Here is a 23,806-nt window from a genome sequence, read left to right as displayed (position 1 = left end):
GATGTCATTCTGGAATGCGAATGCAGGCGGCATGAACCTGGGCTGCATGGACGTGTGCAAGACGCCGATCGGCCCGATTCCGGTCCCGATCCCCTATGCCAACATCGTCATGCTCTGCACCGCAGTCCCGAGCCAGTACCATGTGTTCGCTCTGAACCTGCCGGTCCACAACCTGTGTACCGTGATGCCGATGACGATGGGCGACAGTCCCGGTGTCCTGATGGGCGTCATGTCGGGGCTCGTCATGGGCCCGGCGGGTGCGATGATGGGCTCGAGCAACGTATTCGTGTGCGGATCGCCGGTCGCGAAGTTCGGGATGCCCGCGAAGCAGAACGGTCTGTGTCCCAACGTGATCGGGATCACCGTCGCCCCATCGCAGATCAAGGTCATGGCGATGCGCTGAGGCCCATGCCGAGAGAGGAGGTGCCAATGACGAACACGACGCAAAACGACACCGGACGGGCGGGGCGCCCCTTCCTGCGCTTGTTGCAACCGGAGCAACCGAACGCCCCGTTCAAGGACTCTTCCTATTTCCGCCTGGGAAGCTACGTCGCTTACAACAGTGAGGAGACCCCACTGGTCACTCACTTGGCCACGACGCGGAGCAAGGTGTCGGGCACGCCCGCGATGCAGGAAGAAAGCGCGGCAGACGGCGTCGGCCTCATGGGCCCGGACTACTCCGCCTCCTTTGGTGCGCCGTCGTCGGGCGCCCTTTCACTGGAAGCGATCCCGTCCGCCCCCATCGCGTCCTCGAACGACGGCGTCCTGCTCTACACCGACCACGACCTCAACGAGACCGTGGGCGGCGCCGTGCTGCAGAAGTACGGGCAGGGCCACGTCACCCAGGTCACCGATTGCGACTCCGCCTACTCGGTTCTGAACGGCAAGCACGACCTGTTCGCGCAGAGCGGGATCACCCTTCACGCCGGGACAAAGGCGGCACCCAGCAACATTCATATCGTTGCGGAAGGGCATATGACTCAGGTCGCCTTTGGAGACTTAAAAGAAAAGGTTTCTGGAAATACGCACAAAGTCTTTGTTGGCGCGAAATCAGAAGAATTTCTCGGCCTTAAATCAACGCTGATGGTCGGTGCCGAAAGTGTCGTAAAATTATCGGCATCGCACACGATTATAGTCGGCCTCGATCAATATATTAGGCTTGGAGGTCGCCTAACACTGACAATTTCAAGCGATAGAAATTATACAATTGGCAGGCAGGAGAACACAATAAATGGCACGAAGAAAGACACGATAATTGGGATTGAACATAAATTTAATTTTGGAAATACGTTCAAGACGGTTACGGGCCTCGATCAGAAAAATGGCGTCAATGACAGAAAGTTCCTGTCCGACAGCGACTTCAAAGTTGTCGGCCAGACCGATCTAAAATTTACAAACAAGAGCATATCGATCAACAATATATCTATTACAAAGAATCACACAGATTTGGAAAAATCAGATTTCAAAGACTCGAAGAAGGATATTGAGACAAAGGCCGGCAAACTCATGTCGGAGAAGGTCGACGCGATCAAGAGCGTCCAGGCAGGGATGACGATGTTCCTATGAGCACCCGCCAATTGCGCCGTGTGGCGCCCGCCTCCATTCCCGTGCCTTCGTTCACCCGTGCGACGGTCATCGCGATCTCCGAGACCGGAGAGAGGCTCGACCTCAACGAAGAGGGGCAGCTCCGCTCCGCCAGCATCGCTTTCGGCTGCCTGATCCGCCCCCGGCCCGGCGATTCCGTTCTGGTGCTCCGCGAGGGCGGGGACAGCTTCGTGCTTCAGGTGCTCCAGCGGGACGGTTCGACCGGGGCAGTCCTGGCGCTGCCCGGCGACGGGGCGATTGCCGTCGCGGGTGAAACGCTGACCCTGACCGGCCGCCGCCGCCTCGCGCTCAGGGGCGACCGGCTCGATCTCCAGGGACGCAGCCTCGCGCTCATGGCCGAGACGACGACGTGGCTCGGCAATGCCATCACCGGCGTCGTCGAGCGCTTCACCCTCTCGGCCCGCTGCCACGAGACCAGCGCGGGGACGCTGATCGAGAAGGCGGGCGACCGTACGGCCATCGTGGATGGCACGGACTCGCTGCGGGCGGAGACGCATCTCGTAAAGGTCACCGGGATCGCCAGCGAGACGGCACAGAGCAAGGTCGTCGCGGTCTCGGAGGATCTGCGGATGGACGGCAAACGCATCTCCATGGGCTGAGCGACGCCGGTGATGAACGTGTCTACCGAAGGGGCGGCACAGCTCGGCGAATGGCTCGCGGCGGCGAGCCGGTTCCTGGCGGCCGGGTCTACCCAGGAAGCTGCCGCGCTGATTGAGGCGGCCCTTGCCGTATGCCCAAGCGACCCCGACGTGCTGAACGCCTACGGCAGCCTGCTGCTGCTACGCGGCGATCTCCCGCGGGCGACGGACGTCCTCGGCGCCGCTGCCACGGCCTATCCCACTCATGCGAGCCTCTGCGCCAACCTCGGCGCGGCGTACCAGATGGCAGGGCGTCACATGGAGGCGCGGCACTGTTGGCAGCGCGCCGTCGTGCTGGCGCCGGATGCGCAGAGTCCTCTGCTCGCACTCGCGCGGGGGCGTCTCCTGGCGGGTGATCCGGATGAAGCGGGGGAGGCCGCCGCCGCGGCGCTGGCCCGCAACCCGGACAACGCGGAGGCGACCGAGCTTATCGGCCTCGTCGCCCTGACCCGAGGCGACCATTCTGAGGCGGAGCGACGGTTTCGCGAGGCCCTGGAACGCGGCGCCGGGGATTCCGCTCTCCTGCGCGGTCTGTCGATCTGCTGCCTGCACCGGGGAGCGACAGGGGAAGCCCTGGCGCTGGCCGAACGCGCGTGGCTGGCAGATCCCCTGGATCGGGACGGTCTCGATCATCTCGCCCGCTGCCAAGCCGAAGCCGGGCGTCTTGCCGACGCGGAGGCGACGTGCGCGAAGCTTCTGGCTTTCGCGCCGAACCATGTGAGCGCCCGTGCCCTCCTGGCCCGCATCCGCCTCGTGCGGGGTGAACCCGAGGCGGCGCTCGCCGACCTCGCGGCGTTCGCGAAGGCCAATCCCGGCTCCGCCGCCGCCCTGAGCGCCCTCGCCGACACCGCCAGAGAGAGCGGGCGGCTTGCCGAGGCCGAGGCGCTCTGCCGCGAAATTCTTCGGCGCGAGCCGGATCACGCACCGGCCCTGAAACTGTCGGAGGATATCGCCCTGGCGCAGGGCCGCTTCCCGCCGCGCTCAGGGAGCGCGGTGCCAATCGGGGTTCGCATCGACGTGCCGCCGGACATGCTGGCCGGCGAGTTCATCCTGCTCAGCCGCTTCCTGCCCGCCTTGGCGGACGAAGACGGCCGGGTGAAATTGCACGCACGGGAGCACTTCCTGCCGCTCGCCGCCCACCTGCCGGTCGGCTTCGAAGAAGGGCCTCCCCAGCCCGGCGAGGCAACCCTGCCGCTTCCCGGCATGCTGCGGTGCTTCGATCTCGACCGCGACTGGCTCGCGGACCCGCGCCCCTACCTGACGGCGGATGCCGCACTCGCGGCACGCTGGCGACACGCGCTGCAAGAGCACCCGCGCCCGTGGATCGGCTTTACCTGGAGCCTCGACGCGCAGGGCCTCGCGATGGAGGACGTTCGGGCCGCCATTCCTCCCGGCGCGACCCCCGTCAGCCTCATGATGGGGGAGGGGCGGCACGCCCTCGCGCGCTGGCCCGAGGCCCTCGATGCGGGTTTGCGCCTCGAGGGCTTCGCCGACATGATCGCAGCGGTCGCCTGCCTCGATTACATCATCGGGCCGGACACCGCCGCAACGCATCTGGCGGGCGCCGTCGGCCGGCCGGGGATGGCGGCGGTCGGTGCGCATCAGCCTTGGCACTGGGCGAGTCGCGGCGAGCGGGCGCTCTGGTACCCGACGTTGCGCGTCGCACGGCAGACACGGCCAGGGGACTGGTCAGCCGTCGTCGCAGCACTGCGCGGCGCCTGCGCGTCTATCGTCGCAGATTTCGGCGATCCTGCAGGACTGCAACCGGAGATCGCAAGTTTCTGATCCTGCGATGAAGTCGCGGCGTCGCGCGTTGACCGGCGAGCGGGCGGGACGCTAACCCATCGGCCCGGCGCGGTTCACCCCCGGGATGGGACCGCCGAAGGAGAGATCATCCATGCGTGTCACTGCCCGAGTCGTGCTGCTCTGCCTCTCGCCGCTCCTGGCCGGCGGTGCGGCTGCCGAGGATTTCACCGCAGGCTCGCTCAAGATCGGCCAGCCCTGGTCGCGGGCGACGCCGAACGGCGCCAAGGTCGCGGGCGGCTATCTCACCGTCACCAACACCGGCAACGAACCCGATACCTTGACCGGTGGCACCTTCGACCAGGCGGGCAGCGTCGAGATCCACTCCATGTCGATGGAGGGCGGCGTGATGAAGATGGCTCCCGTCGAGAACGGCCTCGTCATCAAGCCGGGCGAGACGGTGACGCTCAAGCCGGGCGGTCTCCACCTCATGTTCCTCGGTCTCAAGGACCCTCTGAAGAAGGGCGAGAGCGTGAAGGGTAGCCTCTCCTTCGCCAAGGCCGGGTCCGTGCCGGTGTCGTTCACGGTGGAGGCTCTGGCCGCCAAGGCACCGGGCAGCGCTGCGCCTGAAGCCGGACATGGCGGCTCCCACCACCACTGAGCGGCGGGCCTATCCGGCAACCTCGAAAACACAACCATCAGTCCGCATAAAAGTAAAATTGCAATTTATGCGAACTATATTCTTGGAATTTGTCATTCAATATTGTCTTGGCGGCGCACGAACTCTGAGCTAGAGCGCGTTGGATCCGTGTGGGCCGGCACAGGCTCGCACGGATCGTCCGCAATCACGGAGCAATCGACGCGATGGCCGAACCGGCCCCCACCCGCCCAGGCCTCTTCGTCGCCACCCCAGTCTATGGGGCAGCGTGCTACATGCCCTACGTGACGGGGCTTCTGTCCCTTCAGCGGGCCTGTGCGGCAGCCGGCATCGGGTTCGAGTACTTCTACGTGAGTGGCACGGCGCTGCTGCACGAGCACCGCAACGTCGCTGCGGCTGCCTTCCTGAACCACACCGACCTGTCGCACATGATCTACATCGACGCCGACATCGGCTTCGAGGGGTTCGATATCGTACGGATGTTCGCCGAGCAGCGGGACGTCGTCCTGGGTCCCTATCCGGCCAAGCACATCAACTGGACTGCGATCATCGAGAGCGCGCGCCAGAGGCCCGACCTGACGCCTCAGGAGCTCTCGCTGCACATGGCCGATTACAGCACGAACTTTTACGGTCTGGACGGCAACTCGAGCTTCAGCGGGGATGGACTCAACGAGATCCATGGCGGCGGAGCGGGGCTCATGATGATCTCGCGCTCCGCCCTGATCAGCCTGGACGCAGCCTATCCGATGGCGCGGAGCCGGTTCCCGGATGCCTACCGGCACCTTGTCCCGAACGTCGAGACGCTGGTCGAATTCTTCGGCTTCGACCGTGAGCCGGATGGGCGCCTCCTCTCGGAAGATCTGACCTTCTGCAAGCGGTGGCGGGCTATCGGCGGGCCGGTCTACGCGGCCCCGTGGGTGCGAGCGACTCATGTCGGCCCGTTCTACTTCCAAGGCGATCTGCCTGCCCTGCTCAGTCCGAAACCGCCGGCCCCATCCGCTCCGGCACCCGACGATCCAATCGTCGTCCCCGAGGAGACCCTCAAAAGCGATCCGGCGGAAGCCCTCATGAAGCGCCGCCGCCCCGGCAAGGCCTCCAAGACGGCTCGTCTCAACGAGGAAGCAGGCCCCATCTAGAGCCGTCTTCGACTAGTTGGCTCACGTCCCTGCGTCTTTGCGAGCGTCAGCAAAGCAATCCAGGGGCAGCGGGGCGCTTCAGAACGGTGCGCCTCCCTGGATTGCTTCGCTGCGCTCGCAAAGACGGCCGAGAATCTGACGGAGGCGGCTCAACTGGGTGGGATACGGCTCTAGCTAGCGCCTTCGTTGACCGATTCACGGATCACAGGCGATGCGCCGTACCTTGGGAGCCGTCTCGTCCGCCGAACCGACCTCCATCTCGGCGGACGAGGCTTACGGATCTCAGCGCGGCTCGGCGGGGGCGACGGCGACGCGGTCGAAGCCGCCGAGACGATAGACGAGGGCGGAGAGCAGCCATGCGGCGGCGAACAGGCCAACGATGGCGAAGCCCAGAACGCCGAAATGGTCGTTGACGGCTCCGATCCAGCGCCAGAAACTTCCATCGAGGCCGAGCTTGTCGCCGATGAGGTTCAGGGCTTCCAGGCTCCCCACGCCCAAGGCCACGACTACCGAGAGCGCCGTGATGGTGAGGTTGTAGAACAGGCGGCGCATGGGCTGCACGGTGGCCCAGCGATAGGCGCCGAGCATCAGCACGCCGTCGGCAGTGTCGACGAGCGCCATTCCAGCCGTGAACAGGGCGGGGAAAACGAGGATCGACCAGGGGTCGGCCCCGCGGCTCGCCTCGGCCGCCGAGAGGCCGAACAGGCTTACCTCTGTGGCGGTGTCGAAGCCGAGGGCGAAGAGGAAGCCCAGCGGGTACATGTGCCAGGACCGCGTGACGAGGCGGAACAGCGGGCGCAGCAAGCGGGCGAGAAAGCCCTGACCGGCGAGCATCCCGTCGAGGTCGGCCTCCACGTAACGCCCGGTGCGTCGCACCTGCCGGAAGCTGCGCCACACGCCGAGCAGCACCACGAGGTTCACGAGCCCGATCACGATGAGGAAGCCGGCCGACACACTGGTCCCGATGAGATTGCCGAGGCGCCGGAACTCGTCGGAGGCAGTGAGAAGGCTGGTCGTCGCCAGGGCTACGGCGGCGGCGGCCGCAACCACCACGGTGGAATGGCCGAGCGCGAACCACAGTCCTACCGAGACCGGCCGCTGTCCGGCCTGCAGCAGCTTGCGCGTCACGTTGTCGATGGCGGCGATATGGTCGGGATCGACGGCGTGGCGAAGGCCGAACACGTAGGCGAGCAGGGCGGTCGAGAGCAGGGTGGGGTTGTCCGCGAATGCGGTCCAGGCCCAAAGCCACGCTCCCGCATTCGCGGCGAGCAGCAACACGGCCAGAATGGTGATCCGCCGGCTGAGGCGGGATGTCTCGGAGGGGGAAGGGACCACTGTCACCCGTCTGACCGGAGGGAGGCGTCGCCGCGTAGATAGGGCGCCTGAACCCTGGCGGCCCGTAGCGCCGCCCGAAGGTAGCGATTGCGCAAGTCCGGTCCAGGGGGAGGGGCAGTCCCCGCTTCGGCGGCGCGCTTGGCGGCCACGAGGGCAGGATCGCCCCAGCTGCTCAAGAGGGTCTGGAACGCATCATGCCGCGTCCGCTCGAAGGGGATCGTCCGGCCGTGCGCATCCTTGCACGGATGCGGCGGGTGGAGCGCACCGCAGGGAACATACCCCACCGGGATCGGCGCCGTCGCGGGATGGGTGCGCCCGGCTCGCAGAACCGGCTTCTCGATGAAGACGCGCTTGTCCCTCGGTGTGTCCTCGGGCTGCGGATAGACTTCGATCCGCCCGATCCGCGTGAGGAAGACGACCGGCTGATCCGCGATCGCCTGCGCCAGCGTCGGCTCATCCCGCGCCCGCAGCAATACGAGGAGGGCTGGATCGGACACGCGGAGACAGGCGTCCACGGCGCGCAGGCCGAGGCCGAGATCGAACAGGATCGCCTGGCGGTCCTCCGCTCGTGCGGCCTCCCGATCGGGTCCGAGTTCGGTGACGACGCGTCGCCCCGCCATGGCGCATGCCTGTTCCGGCAGGCACAGGGCGATCGCATGGCTCCAGCCGGAGGCGAAGGCCGTCTCATAGGCCAGCGGACGCAGTTCGGGGCAGGGGGTGAGGATGATCGCCCCCCGGCGCGTGACGTGTCCGAGACGGCCATCCGGCACCGGCATCCCAACCTCGCCGGGATCGCGCCGGAACTGTGCGAGGGCCCCGAAGCTGCCGAAGGTCCAGACGGTCTCGGGGTCCTCCAGTGCGCCGCGGAGCAGCGCGTGGACCGCAGCGTCCCTCGCCTCGTGTGCCGTCCCCCTCACGCGGTGGTGGCGCGGACGGGCGTGGACGAGGCGGTTTCGTCGTCGAGGTCGCGGTCGCGGGTCTCCGGCAGAACCATCGCGGCGATCGTACCGACGAGGCTGAAGGCTGCGAGGTAATAGGCCGGGGCGAGCCGGTCCCCCGTGGTGGTGACCAGCCAGTTGATGATGAAATTGGTGCTGCCGCCGAAGATCGAGACCGAGAGGGCATAGACCAAAGCGAGCCCGGTGCTGCGCACCGAGCGCGGCAACGATTCGGGGATGCCGACGATGATCGCGGCGGCGTTGATCGAGGACAGCGCCGAGAGCAAGAACGTGACGGCAAAGATGGCGGTCGGCCCAGGGGCGTGCAGCAGCCAGAGGAAGGCCGGGACGGCCAGGACGAGGATCGCCGCCCGGGGCCAGATCATGACCGGACGGCGGCCATACCGGTCCGCAAGCCAGCCCCCAAGAAGCGGGAAGCCCACCGAGGCGAGGCCGAGGGCGATGGGCACCGCCGTCGCGACGGTCGTGCTGAGGCCGAGCGTCGCCCCGGCATAGACCGGCATGTTCGTGCCCACCGCATTCGAGACCGTGGAGGCCGCGATGACGAGGAAGGTCAGTGCCAGAAGCCGCCCGTGCTCGCGCAGGAGACGGCGGACGACCTCCCAGGCGGAGCCGGCGGCCTTCGGATCCTCCCCTTCGCCTGCCGTCTCGGGCAAATGGCTCCGGATGACGAGGCCGACCGGGACCACGGCGAGCCCGAGCAGGAACATCACGCGCCAGCCCCATTCCGCCATGGGAGCCTCGCCGATGGCGAAGGCCAGGATCGTGGCGACGAGGCCCGCGAAGAGCGCGGCGCAGCCCTGGCTCGCGATCTGCCAGCTCGTGACGAAGCCACGATGCCGGGGCGGCGCGGCTTCGAGGAGATAGGCGGTCGAGGGGCCGACCTCACCGCCCAGCGCGAGCCCCTGGATCAACCGCCCGGCAATGACGATCACCTGCGCCCAGCCGCCGATCTGCGCGTAGCTGGGGCAGGCGGCGAGCATCAGCATGCCGATGGCCATGAGGGCGATGGTCACGAGCATCGCGGGCTTGCGGCCCGCGCGGTCGGCCAGCGCGCCGATCACGGCGCCGCCGATGGGTCGCATGACGTAGCCGACCCCGAACAGGGCCAGGGAGGCGAGCAAACTGTGGCTGGCATCCGTGGCGGGAAAGAACGCCTCGCCGATCGCCTTCGCGAAGAAGGCGTAGACGGTGAAATCGTAGAATTCGAGGGCGTTGCCGAGGACGACGGCCCCCACGGCCTTCCGGTCGAGATCATGCCGCGGAGCGGCGGGGGGCTTGGGGGTAGCGGACTTGGCGGCGGCAGACTTGGCGGCGGCGGACTTGGCCAGATCCATGCGGCAGACGCTCCGGCCCGTTCGGCGCCGGAGCCGCACGGCCCGAACCCATCCGACGGGGTCACGCCGACTTAGCGCAAGCTCTGCAAAAGGGGAGGGTGCTCCCACGCGGGCATCGTGTTCGTTGCCATCGGAAAGAAGCGCACGAAGAGGCTGGACAGGAGCCTCGGCACCCCCTATACCCCCGCCGTCCGCAGCCGAAACGGCCCGCGTCGACGCCCAGGTAGCTCAGTTGGTAGAGCATGCGACTGAAAATCGCAGTGTCGGTGGTTCGATTCCGCCCCTGGGCACCATCAGTCCGCTAAGTGACTGAGCAAGAGTTAATAGAACTCACCCCAGGCAAGTGTTAGAAGCTGTTTTTATTCAGGCGTTACATGCGCTTGGACGATCGCCAGCTCTCGAACGAGTTCTGCAAGCCATCTCTGCTCACTGCGATATTCCCAGGCAGCGGCCTTGGGGGCCCCTCGTTGGCCAACGAGCAAGGGCAGGCGGCTTCAGTGGCCTCGCATCAATGGGATGCGAGGCCGATCGCGATGGCGCCCTCAGACAATTCCCGTGAGATAGTAAACCGCAATCACCACGAAGACCGCTGCTGTCTTGATGATGGTGATGGCGAAGATGTCGCCGTAGCTCTGCCGGTGTGTGAGGCCGGTCACCGCGAGCAGCGTGATCACCGCGCCGTTGTGCGGCAGGGTATCCATGCCGCCGCTCGCCATCGAGGCAACCCGGTGCAGAACCTCCATGGGGATGCCCGCCGCCTGCGCTCCCTGGATGAAGCGCTCGGACAGCGCGGCCAGGGCGATCGAAAGCCCACCCGACGCGGAGCCGGTGACACCCGCCAGCACGTTCACGGTGATCGCCTCGTTGACGAGAGGGTTGGGGATCGCGGCGAGCCCGTCCGAGATCGTCTTGAAGCCCGGCAATGCCGCGATCACGGCACCGAAACCGTATTCCGTGGCCGTGTTCATGCCCGCGAGGAGAGAGCCCGCGACCGCCGCCTTGGACCCTTCAGCGAAGCGGCCCTGAATGTTCCTGAAGCCGAGGATAAGCGTCGCCAGAATCCCCAGGATCAGCGCCCCCTCGACCGCCCAGATGGCCGTCACGGCCTTCACGTCGACGGTGACCGGATGGGCAGCCATTTCCGGGCTCAGGGCGACGCTGGCCTGCGCGCCGTAGGCCGACGCGATGACCCCCAGGAGAATCTTGTTGCCGAAGCCGACGATCAGAAGCGGCAGAAGGGCCACGGCGGGATGGATCGGCCTCGCCACCTCGACCGCCTCGGGCTCGTTGGTGTGTCCGGTTCCGTAGCCCTCTCCATGTCGGGCGGCGGCGCGGCGGCGCCATTCGAGATAGGCGATCCCCACGCTGAAGATGAAGAGCGAGCCGATGATGCCGAGGATGGGCGCAGCGTAGGCGTTGGTCTTGAAGAAGGTCGAGGGGATGATGTTCTGGATCTGCGGGGTGCCCGGCAGCGTGTCCATCGTGAATGTGAAGGCCCCCAGCGCAATGGTCCCGGGGATCAGCCGCTTCGGGATATCGCTCTGGCGGAACAGCTCCGCGGCGAAGGGATAGACCGCGAACACGGCGACGAACAGGGAGACGCCGCCATAGGTCAGAATCGCGCCGACCAGCACGATGGCGATAATCGAGCGGCTGGTCCCGAGGAGACCGGTCACCGCGCTGACGATCGCGCGGGCGAAGCCGGAAATCTCGATCAGTTTTCCGAAGACGGCGCCGAGGAGGAAGACGGGAAAATAAAGCTTCAGAAATCCGACCAGCTTTTCCATGAACAGCCCGCTGAAGATCGGCGGGACCGCGGAGGGATCGGTGATCAGAACCGCGCCCAGTGCCGCCAGCGGCGCGAACAGGATGACGCTGTAGCCGCGATACGCGACGGTCATCAAAAAGAACAACGCAGCGAGACAGATCACGAAATTCATGCGGCCGACCACGTGAGACGTTCAGGGCACTTTCAAAGACGAATGTGCCTGCACGACCCACTTGGCAGCCGAGCTTAGCCCGTCAAGCTGTGAGGATCGCCTTCAGAGTGCAATCTCCGGGGCGCTGTCATGGCTCGATTTCGATAGAGAGCTAAAATATAGGGCACAATATTATTATCGCTCACGCGATGGGACGCACGGACTCCGCGCGCGTCCCGCACACTTTCAGTAGGCTAGGCCGTTGAAGGCCTGGAAGAGGAGAACCGCCGTGCTCGGCATGACGGCCTCCTCAGGTGTAGGAGCCGAGCTTGCAGCCGAACAGGTCGGGCGGGTTCATCACGCTCTCGCCCTCGACCACGTCCACGATCTCGTAGAAATCCTCCGGGCCCTTCATCGCGCCGGGCGCCTTGCCCTCTCTGCGTCCGGCGACTCAGCCATCTCCAAAAGGCTCGACCGGAAGGAGAGCAGGCACGGATTGGGATTGTCCTGCCGCCATGCCAGCAGGAGTTTGGGTCGCGCCGCCTCCGGTGCCGCGATGGGCCGCAAGACGATATCCGTCATGCTGATGCCGACGGCGCTGTCCGGAACCAGGGCGACCCCGATCTCGGCGCCGACGAGCGCCAGCATCGCGTGCAGTTGGTTCACCCGCTGCACGACCCGCGGCCGGATACCGGCCTCACTGAACAGGCTGTCCAGCAGATCGATGAAGTAACGCCCGCCGCGTGGCGACCACGTCACCAAAGCCTCCCCATCGAGATCGCGGAGGGTCGGCTCATCCCCGCTCGCCAGGGGATGGCGGCGCGGAATGGCGAGCAGCAACTGTTCGTGCGCGATGGCGGCGGTCGCAATCGGCGTGCAGGCATCCTGAAGCGCTGGACTGGGCCTCAGCACGCCGACATCGATGCGGTTCTCCTCCAGGGCCTGGATCTGCTCGTCGGAGACCATCTCCTCCAGGACGAGATCGATGGCTGGCAGCTTCGCGCGAATATGGGCGACGATGCGGGGAAGCGTCCTGTAGGCAGAGGCCGCCGTGAAACTCAGCCTGATCGTGCCGCTCTCCCCGCTCGCGGTGCGGCGGGTGAGACGGGCGGCGCTCTCGACTGCCGCCAGCACCCGATAGGCCTCGGCCAGGAAAGTCCGGCCCCCCGGGGTCAGGCGCACCGCCCGCGTCGTCCGCTCCAGCAGCGTGACGCCCAGCGACTGTTCCAGCATCTGGATCTGCCGGGACAGGGGGGATTGCGTGAGGTTCAGCCGCGCTGCAGCCCGGCCGAAATGCATCTCCTCGGCGACGGCGATGAAGCTGCGTGCGTGCCCCAGATCGAACATTGATGCACGATGTGGGATAATTGAGTTAAAATCAATGTTGGACGCATTAAAGGCACCGACCTATTCCTGTCTCGACGCCGGAAAGGTGCGAAACAGGGAGTGAGACAGATGTCACGGATGACCCCCGTGGAGATGGCGCAGGTTCTCGGCTCCGGCCTCCTGTCCTTCCCCGTGACGCATTTCAACGACGACTACTCGGTCAACGAAGCCGCCTATCGCGATAATCTCAGCCGCCTGGCCGATTACAAGGTCTCAGGCCTGTTCGCAGCGGGCGGCACCGGCGAATTCTTCTCGCTGACCCCCGCCGAGATCGACCGCGTGGTCCGCGCCTGCATCGAGGAAACCCGTGGCCGGACGCCGGTCATCGCCCCCGCCGGGCAGGGGACGGCGCTGGCCGTCGAACTCGCCAAGGCGGCCGAGGCTGCGGGCGCGGACGGCATCCTGCTGCTGCCGCCCTACCTCGTCGGCTCCGAGCAGGCCGGTCTGGCTGCTCATATCGAGGCGGTGTGCAAGGCGACCTCGCTCGGCATCATCGTCTACAACCGCGCCAATGCTCAGTTGAACGAGCAGACCCTCGCGGGCCTGTGCGAGCGCAACCCGAACCTCGTAGGCTTCAAGGACGGCGTCGGCGACGTCGAACTGATGACCCGGGTCTATGCCGGGCTCGGTGATCGCCTGACCTATGTCGGCGGCCTGCCCACCGCCGAGACCTTCGCCCTCCCGTACCTGGAAATGGGCGTCACCACCTATTCCTCGGCGATCTTCAACTTCCTCCCCGAATGGGCCCTGTCCTTCTACGACATGGTCCGCCGCCGCGACCGTGACGGCGTCTACCGGGAACTGCGCGATTTCGTGCTGCCCTACATCGCGATCCGCAACCGCAAGCGTGGCTACGCGGTGTCGATCGTCAAGGCGGGCATGACCGCCGTGGGCCGTCATGCGGGCCCCGTCCGTCCGCCGCTCACCGATTTCGACGCCGCCGAGATCGCCGAGTTGAAGGCGCTGATCGGCGACCGCCGCTAATCGGCCGATCCGAACGAACGACCGCCGAAGCAACGGCGGCACGACTGATCGCCCGGGCTCAACCGGGCGGCGCCCATCCAGGGAGAACGTCCATGAGTGCCTCTACGAGCGGCACCACGAGCGCGACGCTCGTCGGTGCCGACGCGGCGCGCCGCACCCGCGTCCGCATCCTCATCGTGTTGATGCTGTTCGCAGCCACCACGATCAATTACGCCGACCGCGCCACCATCTCCATCGCCGGGCCGTCCATGGCCAAGGAACTCGGCCTCACGCCGGTCCAGATGGGCTATGTCTTCTCGGCCTTCGCGTGGTCCTACGTCCTCGCCCAGATCCCCGGCGGCTGGCTCCTCGATCGCTTCGGGGTGAAGTGGGTCTATGCGGCGGCCATCGCCCTGTGGTCCGGGTTCACGCTGGTGCAGGGCGCGGTGGGCTTCTTCACCGGCCTCACCGCCGTCGTGATGCTTTTCGCCCTGCGGCTCGCGGTCGGCCTCACCGAGGCGCCGGTCTTCCCGGCCAATGCCCGCATCGTGGCCGCGTGGTTCCCCACCCGCGAGCGCGGAATGGCCTCGGCCTTCTTCAACTCGGCGCAGTACTTCGCGACCGTCCTGTTCACGCCACTGATGGCGTGGATCGTCCACACGTTCGGCTGGCACCATGTCTTCACCAGCATGGGCATCCTCGGCCTCGCCTTCGCCCTGCTTTGGCTTCAGGTCATCGACAGCCCGAAGAAGCACCCGATGATGAACGCGGCCGAGCGCGACTACATCGAGGCGGGGGGCGCCCTCCTCGATATGGACGGGCAGGGAACCGCGAAGCGGACCAATACCGGCAAGACCCTGCGTGAGCTGCTCTCCAACCGGATGCTGCTCGGGATCTATGTCGGCCAGTACTGCATCACGGTGCTGACCTATTTCTTCCTGACGTGGTTCCCGGTCTACCTCGTGAAGGAGCGCGGCCTGTCGATCCTTCAGGCGGGTTTCGCGGCGGTGCTTCCGGCTTTGTGCGGCTTCATCGGCGGCATCCTCGGCGGCGTGATTTCCGACATGCTCCTGCGCCGCGGCTACTCGCTCACCGCCGCCCGCAAGATCCCGATCGTCGGCGGCATGCTGCTCTCCATGAGCATCATCGGCTGCAACTACGTCCAGGCTGATGCATTGGTGGTCGGGCTGATGGCGCTCGCCTTCTTCGGCAAGGGCATCGGAGCGCTCGGCTGGGCCGTGGTGTCCGACACCTCGCCGCGTGAGAGTGGCGGCCTGTCCGGCGGCCTGTTCAACACCTTCGGCAACACCGCCGGCATCACCACCCCGATCGCCATCGGCTACATCGTCCAGTCGACGGGCTCGTTCAACGGCGCCCTGGTCTTCGTGGGCCTGAACGCCCTGGTGGCCTGCTTCTGCTACCTCGTGGTGGTCGGCGAGATCCGCCGCGTCGAACTGAAGGGCGTCTGACGCCTTCCGGGGCCGGCGCGCGACGCCGGCCCTCCTCACCCGAAGCTTTCGGCCCGCGCATCCGCAGGAGGAATGCCATGTCGCTCGAGCCCCGTCACGCCGCCCGCAACACCCCGACCGTCACCGACATGAAGGTCGTGCCCGTCGCCGGGCATGACAGCATGCTCCTGAACCTTTCGGGCGCGCATGGCCCGTTCTTCACCCGCAACCTCGTGGTGCTCACCGACTCGACCGGCGCGACCGGTCTCGGCGAAGTTCCCGGCGGCGAGGGCATCCGCAAGACGCTCGAGGATGCCCGCGACCTCGTCATCGGCCAGCCCCTCGGCGCCTGGAACGCCGTGCTGAGCACCATGCGCCACCATTTCGCCGACCGCGATGTCGGGGGCCGGGGCCTGCAGACCTTCGATCTGCGCATCACCATCCACGCGGTCACGGCGGTCGAATCCGCCTTCCTCGACCTGCTCGGGCAATATCTCGACGTGCCGGTGGCCGCGCTTCTGGGCGAGGGCCAGCAGCGCGACGCGGTCGAGATGTTGGGCTACCTGTTCTACGTCGGCGATCGCACCAAGACCGATCTCGGCTACCGCGTCCCGACCGCCCGCGACGGCTGGTTCCGCCTCCGCGACGAGGAGGCTCTGAGCCCTGAGACCATCGCCCATCTGGCGGAGGCGGCCTACGAGCAATACGGCTTCAACGACTTCAAGCTGAAGGGCGGCGTCCTGCGCGGTGAGGAGGAGATCGCCGCCGTCACCGCGATCCACGAGCGCTTCCCGCAGGCCCGCGTGACCCTCGATCCGAACGGCGCGTGGTCCCTCGAAGAGGCGATCCGCCTGTGCAAGGGGCAGGGCCATGTGCTGGCCTATGCCGAGGACCCGTGCGGTGCGGAAGGCGGCTTCTCCGGCCGCGAGATCATGGCCGAGTTCCGCCGGGCCACCGGCCTGCCCACCGCCACCAATATGATCGCCACCGATTGGCGGCAGATGAATCACGCGATCCAGCTCGGCGCCGTCGATATCCCGCTCGCCGATCCGCATTTCTGGACGATGGCCGGATCGGTGCGTGTGGCCCAGCTCTGCCGCGACCACGGACTCACCTGGGGCTCGCACTCGAACAACCATTTCGACGTGTCGCTCGCCATGTTCACCCATGTCGCGGCGGCGGCGCCCGGCAACGTGACCGCCATCGACACGCACTGGATCTGGCAGGACGGCGAAGGCCTGACGAAGGAGCCGCTCGCGATCCGGGGCGGCCTCGTCCGGGTGCCGGAGCGGCCCGGCCTCGGGATCGAGCTCGACTGGGCGGCGGTCGAAGAGGCGAACGCCCTCTACCGCGATCATGGCCTCGGCGCCCGCGACGACGCGGCGGCGATGCAGTTCCTGGTTCCGAACTGGACCTTCGACAACAAGAAGCCCTGCCTCGTCCGGTAGGGTAAGACCCTGCCGACCCTTCGAACCGGAGCGACAGCATGACCTTCAGCAGCGACAACCTGATCGGCGGCGAGCGCATGCCGGGTGCCGGGGCGCCGTGGCGCGCGGTCGAAGCCGCCACCGGTTCCGCCCTGGAGCCCGCCTTCGCCTCGGCGACGGCCGAGCAGGCCGAGCGCGCCTGTGCCTTGGCGGCCCAGGCCTTCGACACCTATCGGGAGACACCGCTCCAGGCCCGCGCCGACTTCCTCGACGCCATCGCCCGCAACATCCTCGATCTCGGCGACGACCTCGTCACCCGCTGCATGGCGGAGACCGGCCTGCCGCGCCCGAGGATCGAGGGGGAGCGCGGACGCACGGTCGGGCAGTTGCGGATGTTCGCGGAGGTGGTCCGGCGCGGCGCCTTCCTCGGCCTGCGTGTCGATCCGGCCCAGCCCGAGCGCAAGCCCCTGCCGCGCCCGGACCTGCGCCTGCGCCGCATCGCCGTCGGCCCCGTGCTGGTCTTCGGCGCCTCGAACTTCCCGCTCGCCTTCTCGGTGGCGGGTGGTGACACCGCCTCGGCGCTGGCGGCCGGGTGCCCGGTGATCGTGAAGGCGCATCCGGCCCATCCCGGCACCTCGGCCCTGGTCGGAGGCGCGATCCAGAGGGCGGTGACCGAATGTGGCCTGCCAGCGGGCGTGTTCGCCCTGCTGTTCGAAGAGGGCATTGCCATCGGGCAGCGCCTCGCCGCCGATCCCCGAGTCACCGCGATCGGCTTCACCGGCTCGCGCCGGGGCGGCACCGCCCTGATGCAGATCGCCGCCGCGCGTGCGACGCCGATCCCGGTCTACGCCGAGATGAGCAGCATCAACCCGGTCGTCCTGATGCCGGCGGCGCTGCAGGCGCGCGGCGCGGAGATCGGCAAAGCCTTCGTTGCCTCGCTCACCCTCGGCTCGGGCCAGTTCTGCACCAATCCCGGCCTCGTCCTCGCGGTCGACGGCCCAGGCCTCGACGCGTTCCTGGCGGCGGCCTCCGAGGCTCTCCCAAGCGTCGCGGCGGCGACCATGCTGACGCCCGGGATCCACAAGGCCTATTGCGAGGGCGTCGCCGCCCTGGAGAGCAACCCGGCGGTCGAGCGGGTGGCGCAGGGACAGGAGGGCACCGGCCAGCAGGGCCAGCCGGTTCTGTTCGCCACGACCGGCGCCGCCTTCCGTGCCGACCACCGCCTCGGCGAGGAGGTGTTCGGCGCCGCCTCCCTCGTGGTGCGCTGCGCGGACGCGGACGAGCTGCGGGCGGTGCTCGAAGACCTCGAAGGCCAGTTGACCGCCGCCCTGCACATGGATGCCGCAGACCACGCCGAGACGCGCGGCCTCCTGCCCGTGCTGGAGCGAAAGGTCGGCCGTATCCTCGTCAACGGCTTCGGAACCGGGGTCGAGGTCGGCCACGCCATGGTCCATGGCGGCCCGTTCCCGGCGACCTCGGACGGGCGGACCACCTCGGTCGGCAGCCTCGCCATCGACCGCTTCCTGCGGCCGGTCAGCTACCAGGACATGCCCGAGGCGCTGCTGCCCGAGGCCCTGACCGACGCGAACCCGGCGCAGCTGCCGAGGAGCGTCGACGGCGCCTGACCGGCGCCTCCTCGGCCCCCTCGAGCCAGCGGTCCTTCACACGCGAGACAGCCCATGAGCGCGGTTTCCACCCCCACCTTGACGGGTTCCGCTGGCGACGTGCCCCGCACGATCCGCCTGCGGGACGACGACAACGTCGCGATCGTGGTCAACGCCTTCGGGCTCCCGGCCGGGACGGTCTTTCCGGACGGGCTGACGCTCACGGAGTTCGTGCCGCAGGGCCACAAGGTGGCGCTCGCCGACATCCCGGTGGGCGGCCATGTCCGCCGCTACGGCGAGGTGGTCGGCATCGCGCTGCGCGACATCCCGCAGGGCTCCTGGGTCGAGGAATCCTGCGTCGAGACCCCGACGGCGCCCGCGCTCGACGCCCTCGACAAGGCGACGCGGGTGCCCGCGCCCCTGCCACCCCTCGAAGGCTACACCTTCGACGGATTTCGCAACCCGGACGGCAGCGTCGGCACCAAGAATATCTTGGCAATCTCGACCAGCGTGCAATGCGTGACCGGCACCCTCGATGTCGCGATCAAGCGCATTCGCGAGGAATTGCTGCCGCGCTTCCCCAACGTGGACGATGTGATCGGCCTCACCCACGCCTATGGCTGCGGCGTGGCGATCAACGCGCCCGAGGCGGTGATCCCGATCCGGACGTTGCAGAGCCTCGCCAAGAACCCGAATTTCGGCGGCGAGGTGATGGTGGTCGGCCTCGGCTGCGAGAAGCTCGTCTCCGAGCGCCTCGTTCCCGAGGGCAGGGGGACGCCCGAGGACAGCGTGGTCCGTTTGCAGGATGAGCGCCACGACGGCTTCGGCAGCATGATCGACAGCATCATGGCGATGGCCGAGGCGCGTCTGGCGGTGCTGGACCAGCGCCGTCGCGAAACCTGCCCGGCCTCCGACCTCGTCGTCGGCCTGCAATGCGGCGGCAGCGATGCCTTCTCCGGCGTCACCGCGAACCCGTCGCTCGGCTTCGCCGCCGACCTACTGGTCCGCTGCGGCGCCACGGTGCTGTTCTCCGAGGTGACGGAGGTGCGCGATGCGATCCACCTCCTGACACCCCGCGCCGCGACGCCGGAGGTGGCGGACGCGCTCATCCGCGAGATGGCGTGGTACGACGATTACCTGGAGAAGGGCGGCGCCGACCGGCGTGCCAACCCCTCGCCCGGCAACAAGAAGGGCGGCCTCAACAACATCGTCGAGAAGGCTCTCGGCTCGGTCGCGAAATCGGGCACCAGCGCGATTTCCGGCGTCCTCGCGCCGGGCGAACGGGTGCGTGAGAAGGGCCTGATCTTCGCTGCGACCCCCGCCAGCGATTTCGTCTGCGGCACGCTGCAACTCGCCTCGGGCATCACGTTACAAGTGTTCTCGACCGGCCGCGGCACCCCCTACGGCCTCGCCCAGGCCCCCGTGATCAAGGTGGCGACCCGCACCGAACTCAGCCGACGCTGGTCCGACCTGATCGACCTCGATGCGGGCCGCGTCGCCACCGGGGAGGCGACCATCGAGGAGATGGGCTGGGAATTGTTCCACCTCATCCTCGACGTGGCGAGCGGGCGAAAGCGCCCCTGGTCCGACCGCTGGGGCCTATTCAACGACCTCACACTGTTCAACCCGGCGCCGATCACCTGAAGCCTCCCCGAATACCATCCTTTGACGTTTGGTATTTGGTATGCCATGAATGGCCGCGTGCTCGATTGGTGTCGCTGACCCGTGGCCGCAACAGGCCCGATGTCGGCCCGGTGGGGCACGTCACGGAGCAAGGCGAACAAGCCCCCGTGAATTGTCGTCACCCAGGTCGACACGAGGGAGGAAGCCATGATGGGCGCGCCGCTCGCGGGCGTGAAGGTTCTGGACTTCACGCATGTTCAGTCCGGCCCGACCTGCACGCAGTTGCTGGCGTGGTTCGGGGCGGATGTCATCAAGATCGAGCGCCCCGATGGCGGCGACGCGACCCGGCAGCAATTGCAGGACATCCCGGGCGTCGACAGCCTCTATTTCACGATGCTCAACCACAACAAGCGGTCGATCACGATCGATGTGAAGCACGCGACCGGCAAGGACGTGCTGTGGCGCCTCATCCGTGAGTGCGATGTGCTCGTCGAGAACTTCGCCCCCGGCGCCCTCGACCGGATGGGTCTGACCTGGGACGCGATCCAGGCCGCCAATCCGCGCCTCATCCTCGCCTCGGTGAAGGGCTTCGGACCCGGCCGTTACGAGGATTGCAAGGTCTACGAGAACGTCGCCCAATGCGCGGGCGGAGCGGCCTCGACGACCGGCTGGCGCGGCGACAAGCCGATGGTGACGGGCGCCCAGATCGGCGATTCCGGAACGGGCCTGCACCTTGCCCTCGGCATCGTCACCGCCCTGTATCACCGGGTGCAAAGCGGACGTGGGCAGCGCGTCGACTGCGCGATGCAGGACAGCGTGCTCAACCTGTGCCGGGTGAAGCTGCGCGATCAGCAGCGTCTCGCACGTGGTCCCCTCGCGGAATACAGCCAGTACGGCGAGGGGATTCCCTTCGGCGATTCCGTCCCGCGGGCCGGCAACGATTCGGGCGGGGGACAACCCGGCCGCATCCTGAAATGCCGTGGGTGGGAGCAGGATCCGGACGCCTATATCTACTTCATCGCGCAGGCGGCGGTCTGGAAGCCGATCTGCGACATCATCGGTGAGCCGGACTGGAAGACGGACCCAGACTATGCCTCGCCGCAGGCACGGCTGCCGCACCTGAACGAGATCTTCACGCGCATCGAGGCGTGGACGATGAAGCACGACAAGTTCGAGGCGATGGATATCCTCAACGCCTACGACATACCGTGCGGACCGATCCTGTCGATGAAGGAGATCGCCGAGGACGAGGCGCTGCGCGCCAGCGGAACGGTGGTCGAAGTCGATCACCCCACACGCGGATCCTACCTGACGGTCGGCAACCCCGTGCGTCTCTCGGCCAATCCGGTGACGGTCCAGCGGTCCCCGTTGCTGGGGGAGCATACGGACGAGATCCTGCGCGACGTGCTCGGCTGCTCGGCCACCGAGATCGACGCCATCATGTGGTCGGGCGCCATCGGCTCGACGCCGAAGATCGCGGCCGAGTAGGGCCGCCGCGCCGCGGCGCGTCGGCCCTCTCGATCAAGTCAGAGGGTCGGCTCAGGCGTACTGGGCCTGGCCAGCCGCCGGGCGCGCGGCACTCTTGGCTTCCTTGCCGCCGGGCGTGAGCTTGTCGGCGAGCTGAACCACGAGCAGGCCCTGGACGGCGGCGAAGAAGACGAAGGCGGCGAGGGTGGTGACGATCATCGTGTTCTCCTGGGTTTATGTTGCGCTGCGATGAGAGCGATATAGATCCAGGCGTATTGTATACCAAGTGCAAAATGCCAAAGCCCCATCTGCGATTTGTGCATGGCACAAAACGCGTTCAGCGGGAGGGCAGGCTGCGGAATCCTCCGGCGCCGAGAGTCAGTTCGGCCGTAAGCGGTGATGAATCCGGCGAGAGGCCCGCCTCGACGCCCTCCGCGAACAGACCGATGGCCTCACAGGTCGCCCGGGTCGTCGCATCCGCGCAGGCGCGATCGAGCCCCTTCCGGTCGAGGGCGACCAGCCTACCGCGCTCGAACCGGGCGTAGACGCGTCCGGTCTCGCGCTCGGCGAAACGGACCTGTCCGAGCCGCGCGAGGCAGGCCCGCAGGAAGCCGACATTCCTCTCCGGCGACGGGTCACTCCCGGCATAAACCTGCTCGCGCGTCTGGGCGTAGACGTTGATCTTGCGAAACCGCTCGATGGCGAGGAGGGCGGCCGGGTCGAGGACGGTCATCGCGTCGTTGCCGCCGAAGGCGATGGTGCGCGGTACCTCGCCGTTGGGCACCGTGTTGTCGAGGAACTCGAACGCGACGACCTTGTCGCGACACAAAGCCCAGAGGAAGAACAGGCGCGGAATGCCTGCGAAGGCCTCGACATTGTGGGCGAGCAGATCCTCGACCGCCTTGTAGCGGCCGAACTCCTCGCCCCGCTTCCAGGCGCGCTCCACCGTCTCCTCCGGCGGCGTCACCATGAACTGCAGGTAGATCGTGTGGCCGAACCGGGTCAGCAATTGGCCAGGGCGGTCAGACGCGGCATCGACCGCGAAGCTGTCGAAGCGGAAGCGATCGATCAGCAGATGCGAGATCCGGCCCTCCGTCGCCTTCTGGGCCATGTAGAGGTCGAGCTTCTCATCGACGATCTCCACCTCGTAGCCGGTCAGCGGCCCGGCATAGCGGCGGTCGGCGCCGAGGCTGTCGTAATCGAGCAGGAACTTGCGCCACACGTCCGGTGTGATGACCGCGAAATCCTGCCAATCGGCGCCGGTCCGCTCGGCCAGCGCCCGCTGGTAGGGACGGATGGTACTCTTGCCGGAGGCCGAGGCGCCCTTGACGTTCATCACGACGGGACGGTCCTGGGCCCGGACCCGGCGATAGCCCTCTCGCACGACGATGGCCTCGAACCAGGGCTCGATCATCGCGCCGATGCGGCGGCTGCCGTAGCCGTTCGAGACGAGGATCATCCCGAGCCTGCCCAGCAACGCGGCATCCCGAGGCAGATAGCCGTGCCGGGCGGTGAGGCTCGCGGCGATGGTGCGCAGAGCGTCCTGCACCGCCCGCTCGAGGCCTGCAGGCCGTTCGTCCGTGCTGGCCGGACGGGGCGGCCCGTCCTGGTCCGCAGCATGACGCGGGGTGCCTGGCGTGGCCGCACACAAGCCGAAGGTGAGCCGGTCGAGCCAGCCCCGCTTCAGCTGCGCGGGCGCCGGATCCTGAGCGGGTCCGTCGAGGAGCAACGCGATCTCGCGGCGAAGCATCACCTCCGCCTCGTCGCGGATCGCGCGCATCGTCTCCCGGATCTCGGGCAGGTGCGGGTGAATCCCCTCGCTCAGGATCGTCGCCACCATGCGGCGGAAATTGACCCCGAGATCGGCGTAGACCGTACCGAGGGGGATCGAGAGATCGGCCATGACCCGCACCAGCAGTTCATGGACGACGAGGCGGTCCGCCCGGAACAGGCTGAGCCTGCTCGCCGGCAGACCGCAGAAGTCGCTCAGTTCCTCGCTCTCGGCGAAACGCGTCTCGACATTCTCGGTGCGGAAGACGGTCGCCAGGGGCCGGACGTGGCGGGGCAGGCCCGAGGTGAGGCCGGGATTCCAGGCGTGGAAGCCGGGCTCGGCCGACACCGGTTCAGGCGTTTGCGGCGGCGTCGATCGGCTCGAACCGGATCTGATACTGGTCGCCCCAGATCGCGTCGGCCTTCTCGGACCAATCCTTACCGAAATAGCGCTTGGCGAGGAACTCGCTCGCCCAGATGCAGACCGAGGTGATCCTCTCATCGAGCACGCGGACGTGCTGACTTTCGAGACCGGACGTCACACCGAAGCGCGGCAGCATGTCCTTGCTGGCGAGGGCGTGCTCGTTCTCAGCCGGATAGACGACCGGGCATTCGACAATGGTCAGGTATTTCATCGGGGCGCTCGCCGGCTCGGTTACGGGATCGTGCGGACGTTCGCTCATGCCGTCCGCACCTTCGGATGGGCTTCGGCATGGGGATGTCGGCAGTCGGATGGGGATCCGGCGCGGCGGGCCGACGGGGCGGCCATGGCGTCGTGCGTCCGGCCT

General features: G+C 67.2%; 20 protein-coding genes and 1 tRNA gene. 13 read left to right on the top strand and 8 right to left on the bottom strand.

Features of this window, described 5'->3' with window-relative positions:
* The first annotated feature begins 1 nt into the window (after position 1).
* The 6 genes from J4O73_RS14655 to J4O73_RS14630 all read left to right on the top strand — a co-directional run bounded on the left by J4O73_RS14655 (position 2) and on the right by J4O73_RS14630 (position 5,780).
* Positions 2-403, top strand: a complete 402-nt coding sequence (locus J4O73_RS14655; protein ID WP_426218444.1) for a PAAR-like domain-containing protein — start codon at positions 2-4, stop codon at positions 401-403.
* Positions 404-429: 26 nt separating this feature from the next.
* A complete protein-coding gene (locus J4O73_RS14650) occupies positions 430-1,566 on the top strand; it encodes a hypothetical protein (RefSeq protein ID WP_426218442.1) in 1,137 nt (378 codons plus the stop codon).
* Positions 1,563-2,204 carry a DUF3540 domain-containing protein gene (locus J4O73_RS14645; RefSeq protein ID WP_426218440.1) on the top strand — a complete coding sequence of 214 codons (642 nt, stop codon included), beginning with the start codon at positions 1,563-1,565 and terminating at the stop codon, positions 2,202-2,204. The genes J4O73_RS14650 and J4O73_RS14645 overlap by 4 nt, the downstream gene beginning before the upstream one ends.
* Positions 2,205-2,216: 12 nt before the next feature.
* Positions 2,217-4,028 carry a tetratricopeptide repeat protein gene (locus tag J4O73_RS14640; protein WP_426218439.1) on the top strand — a complete coding sequence of 604 codons (1,812 nt, stop codon included), beginning with the start codon at positions 2,217-2,219 and terminating at the stop codon, positions 4,026-4,028.
* Positions 4,029-4,140: 112 nt separating this feature from the next.
* Positions 4,141-4,647 carry a copper chaperone PCu(A)C gene (locus J4O73_RS14635; protein ID WP_426218437.1) on the top strand — a complete coding sequence of 169 codons (507 nt, stop codon included), beginning with the start codon at positions 4,141-4,143 and terminating at the stop codon, positions 4,645-4,647.
* A gap of 203 nt (positions 4,648-4,850) precedes the next feature.
* The gene (locus J4O73_RS14630) at positions 4,851-5,780 is read left to right on the top strand and encodes a hypothetical protein (protein ID WP_426218435.1); all 930 of its coding nucleotides are present in this window, start codon (positions 4,851-4,853) and stop codon (positions 5,778-5,780) included.
* A gap of 282 nt (positions 5,781-6,062) precedes the next feature.
* Here J4O73_RS14630 and J4O73_RS14625 read toward each other — a convergent pair whose 3' ends face one another.
* The 3 genes from J4O73_RS14625 to J4O73_RS14615 are packed head-to-tail and all read right to left on the bottom strand — an operon-like array spanning position 6,063 to position 9,411.
* Positions 6,063-7,121, bottom strand: a complete 1,059-nt coding sequence (locus J4O73_RS14625; RefSeq protein WP_426218434.1) for a HoxN/HupN/NixA family nickel/cobalt transporter — start codon at positions 7,119-7,121, stop codon at positions 6,063-6,065.
* Positions 7,118-8,032 (bottom strand): DUF6925 family protein, encoded by a 915-nt coding sequence (locus J4O73_RS14620; RefSeq protein WP_426218432.1) that lies wholly within the window; start codon positions 8,030-8,032, stop codon positions 7,118-7,120. Before J4O73_RS14620 ends, J4O73_RS14625 begins: the two co-directional genes overlap by 4 nt.
* Positions 8,029-9,411, bottom strand: coding sequence for an MFS transporter (locus J4O73_RS14615; protein ID WP_426218431.1), 1,383 nt, complete (start codon positions 9,409-9,411; stop codon positions 8,029-8,031). Before J4O73_RS14615 ends, J4O73_RS14620 begins: the two co-directional genes overlap by 4 nt.
* A gap of 217 nt (positions 9,412-9,628) precedes the next feature.
* On the opposite strand from J4O73_RS14615, the gene J4O73_RS14610 reads away from it, so the two are divergent.
* A tRNA-Phe gene (locus J4O73_RS14610) sits at positions 9,629-9,704 on the top strand.
* Positions 9,705-9,953: 249 nt separating this feature from the next.
* Here J4O73_RS14610 and J4O73_RS14605 read toward each other — a convergent pair.
* Entirely contained in the window at positions 9,954-11,351 is a 1,398-nt protein-coding gene (locus tag J4O73_RS14605) for a GntP family permease (protein ID WP_426218429.1), read from the bottom strand.
* A 390-nt stretch (positions 11,352-11,741) separates the two neighbouring features.
* Entirely contained in the window at positions 11,742-12,677 is a 936-nt protein-coding gene (locus J4O73_RS14600; RefSeq protein ID WP_426218427.1) for a LysR family transcriptional regulator, read from the bottom strand.
* A gap of 108 nt (positions 12,678-12,785) precedes the next feature.
* On the opposite strand from J4O73_RS14600, the gene kdgD reads away from it, so the two are divergent.
* The 6 genes from kdgD (at position 12,786) to frc (ending at position 21,269) form a co-directional block, all read left to right on the top strand.
* A complete protein-coding gene (gene kdgD, locus J4O73_RS14595) occupies positions 12,786-13,700 on the top strand; it encodes a 5-dehydro-4-deoxyglucarate dehydratase (protein ID WP_426218426.1) in 915 nt (304 codons plus the stop codon).
* A 92-nt stretch (positions 13,701-13,792) separates the two neighbouring features.
* Complete coding sequence (locus J4O73_RS14590; RefSeq protein ID WP_426218424.1) at positions 13,793-15,148, top strand: MFS transporter; 1,356 nt, start codon at positions 13,793-13,795, stop codon at positions 15,146-15,148.
* 77 nt (positions 15,149-15,225) lie between these two features.
* Positions 15,226-16,575: a glucarate dehydratase gene (gudD, locus tag J4O73_RS14585; RefSeq protein ID WP_426218422.1), complete on the top strand. Its 1,350-nt coding sequence runs from the start codon at positions 15,226-15,228 to the stop codon at positions 16,573-16,575.
* A gap of 38 nt (positions 16,576-16,613) precedes the next feature.
* On the top strand, positions 16,614-18,179 hold the full coding sequence (locus J4O73_RS14580) for an aldehyde dehydrogenase (NADP(+)) (RefSeq protein ID WP_426218420.1): 1,566 nt from the start codon (positions 16,614-16,616) through the stop codon (positions 18,177-18,179).
* Between the two features lie 54 nt (positions 18,180-18,233).
* Entirely contained in the window at positions 18,234-19,802 is a 1,569-nt protein-coding gene (gene garD, locus J4O73_RS14575) for a galactarate dehydratase (protein WP_426218419.1), read from the top strand.
* Between the two features lie 189 nt (positions 19,803-19,991).
* On the top strand, positions 19,992-21,269 hold the full coding sequence (gene frc, locus J4O73_RS14570; RefSeq protein ID WP_426218957.1) for a formyl-CoA transferase: 1,278 nt from the start codon (positions 19,992-19,994) through the stop codon (positions 21,267-21,269).
* A 51-nt stretch (positions 21,270-21,320) separates the two neighbouring features.
* Here frc and J4O73_RS14565 read toward each other — a convergent pair whose 3' ends face one another.
* The 3 genes from J4O73_RS14565 to J4O73_RS14555 all read right to left on the bottom strand — a co-directional run bounded on the left by J4O73_RS14565 (position 21,321) and on the right by J4O73_RS14555 (position 23,701).
* Positions 21,321-21,467 (bottom strand): hypothetical protein, encoded by a 147-nt coding sequence (locus J4O73_RS14565; protein ID WP_426218417.1) that lies wholly within the window; start codon positions 21,465-21,467, stop codon positions 21,321-21,323.
* A 118-nt stretch (positions 21,468-21,585) separates the two neighbouring features.
* Complete coding sequence (locus J4O73_RS14560; RefSeq protein WP_426218415.1) at positions 21,586-23,367, bottom strand: zeta toxin family protein; 1,782 nt, start codon at positions 23,365-23,367, stop codon at positions 21,586-21,588.
* Positions 23,368-23,371: 4 nt separating this feature from the next.
* Positions 23,372-23,701, bottom strand: a complete 330-nt coding sequence (locus J4O73_RS14555) for a hypothetical protein (RefSeq protein ID WP_426218413.1) — start codon at positions 23,699-23,701, stop codon at positions 23,372-23,374.
* Positions 23,702-23,806 lie beyond the last annotated feature (105 nt).

The organism is Methylobacterium sp. NFXW15 (genome assembly GCF_049887755.1).
Taxonomy (GTDB): Bacteria; Pseudomonadota; Alphaproteobacteria; order Rhizobiales; family Beijerinckiaceae; genus Methylobacterium.
Note: the sequence above shows the minus strand (reverse complement) of the source record. Positions and strands in the feature narration are given on the sequence as shown.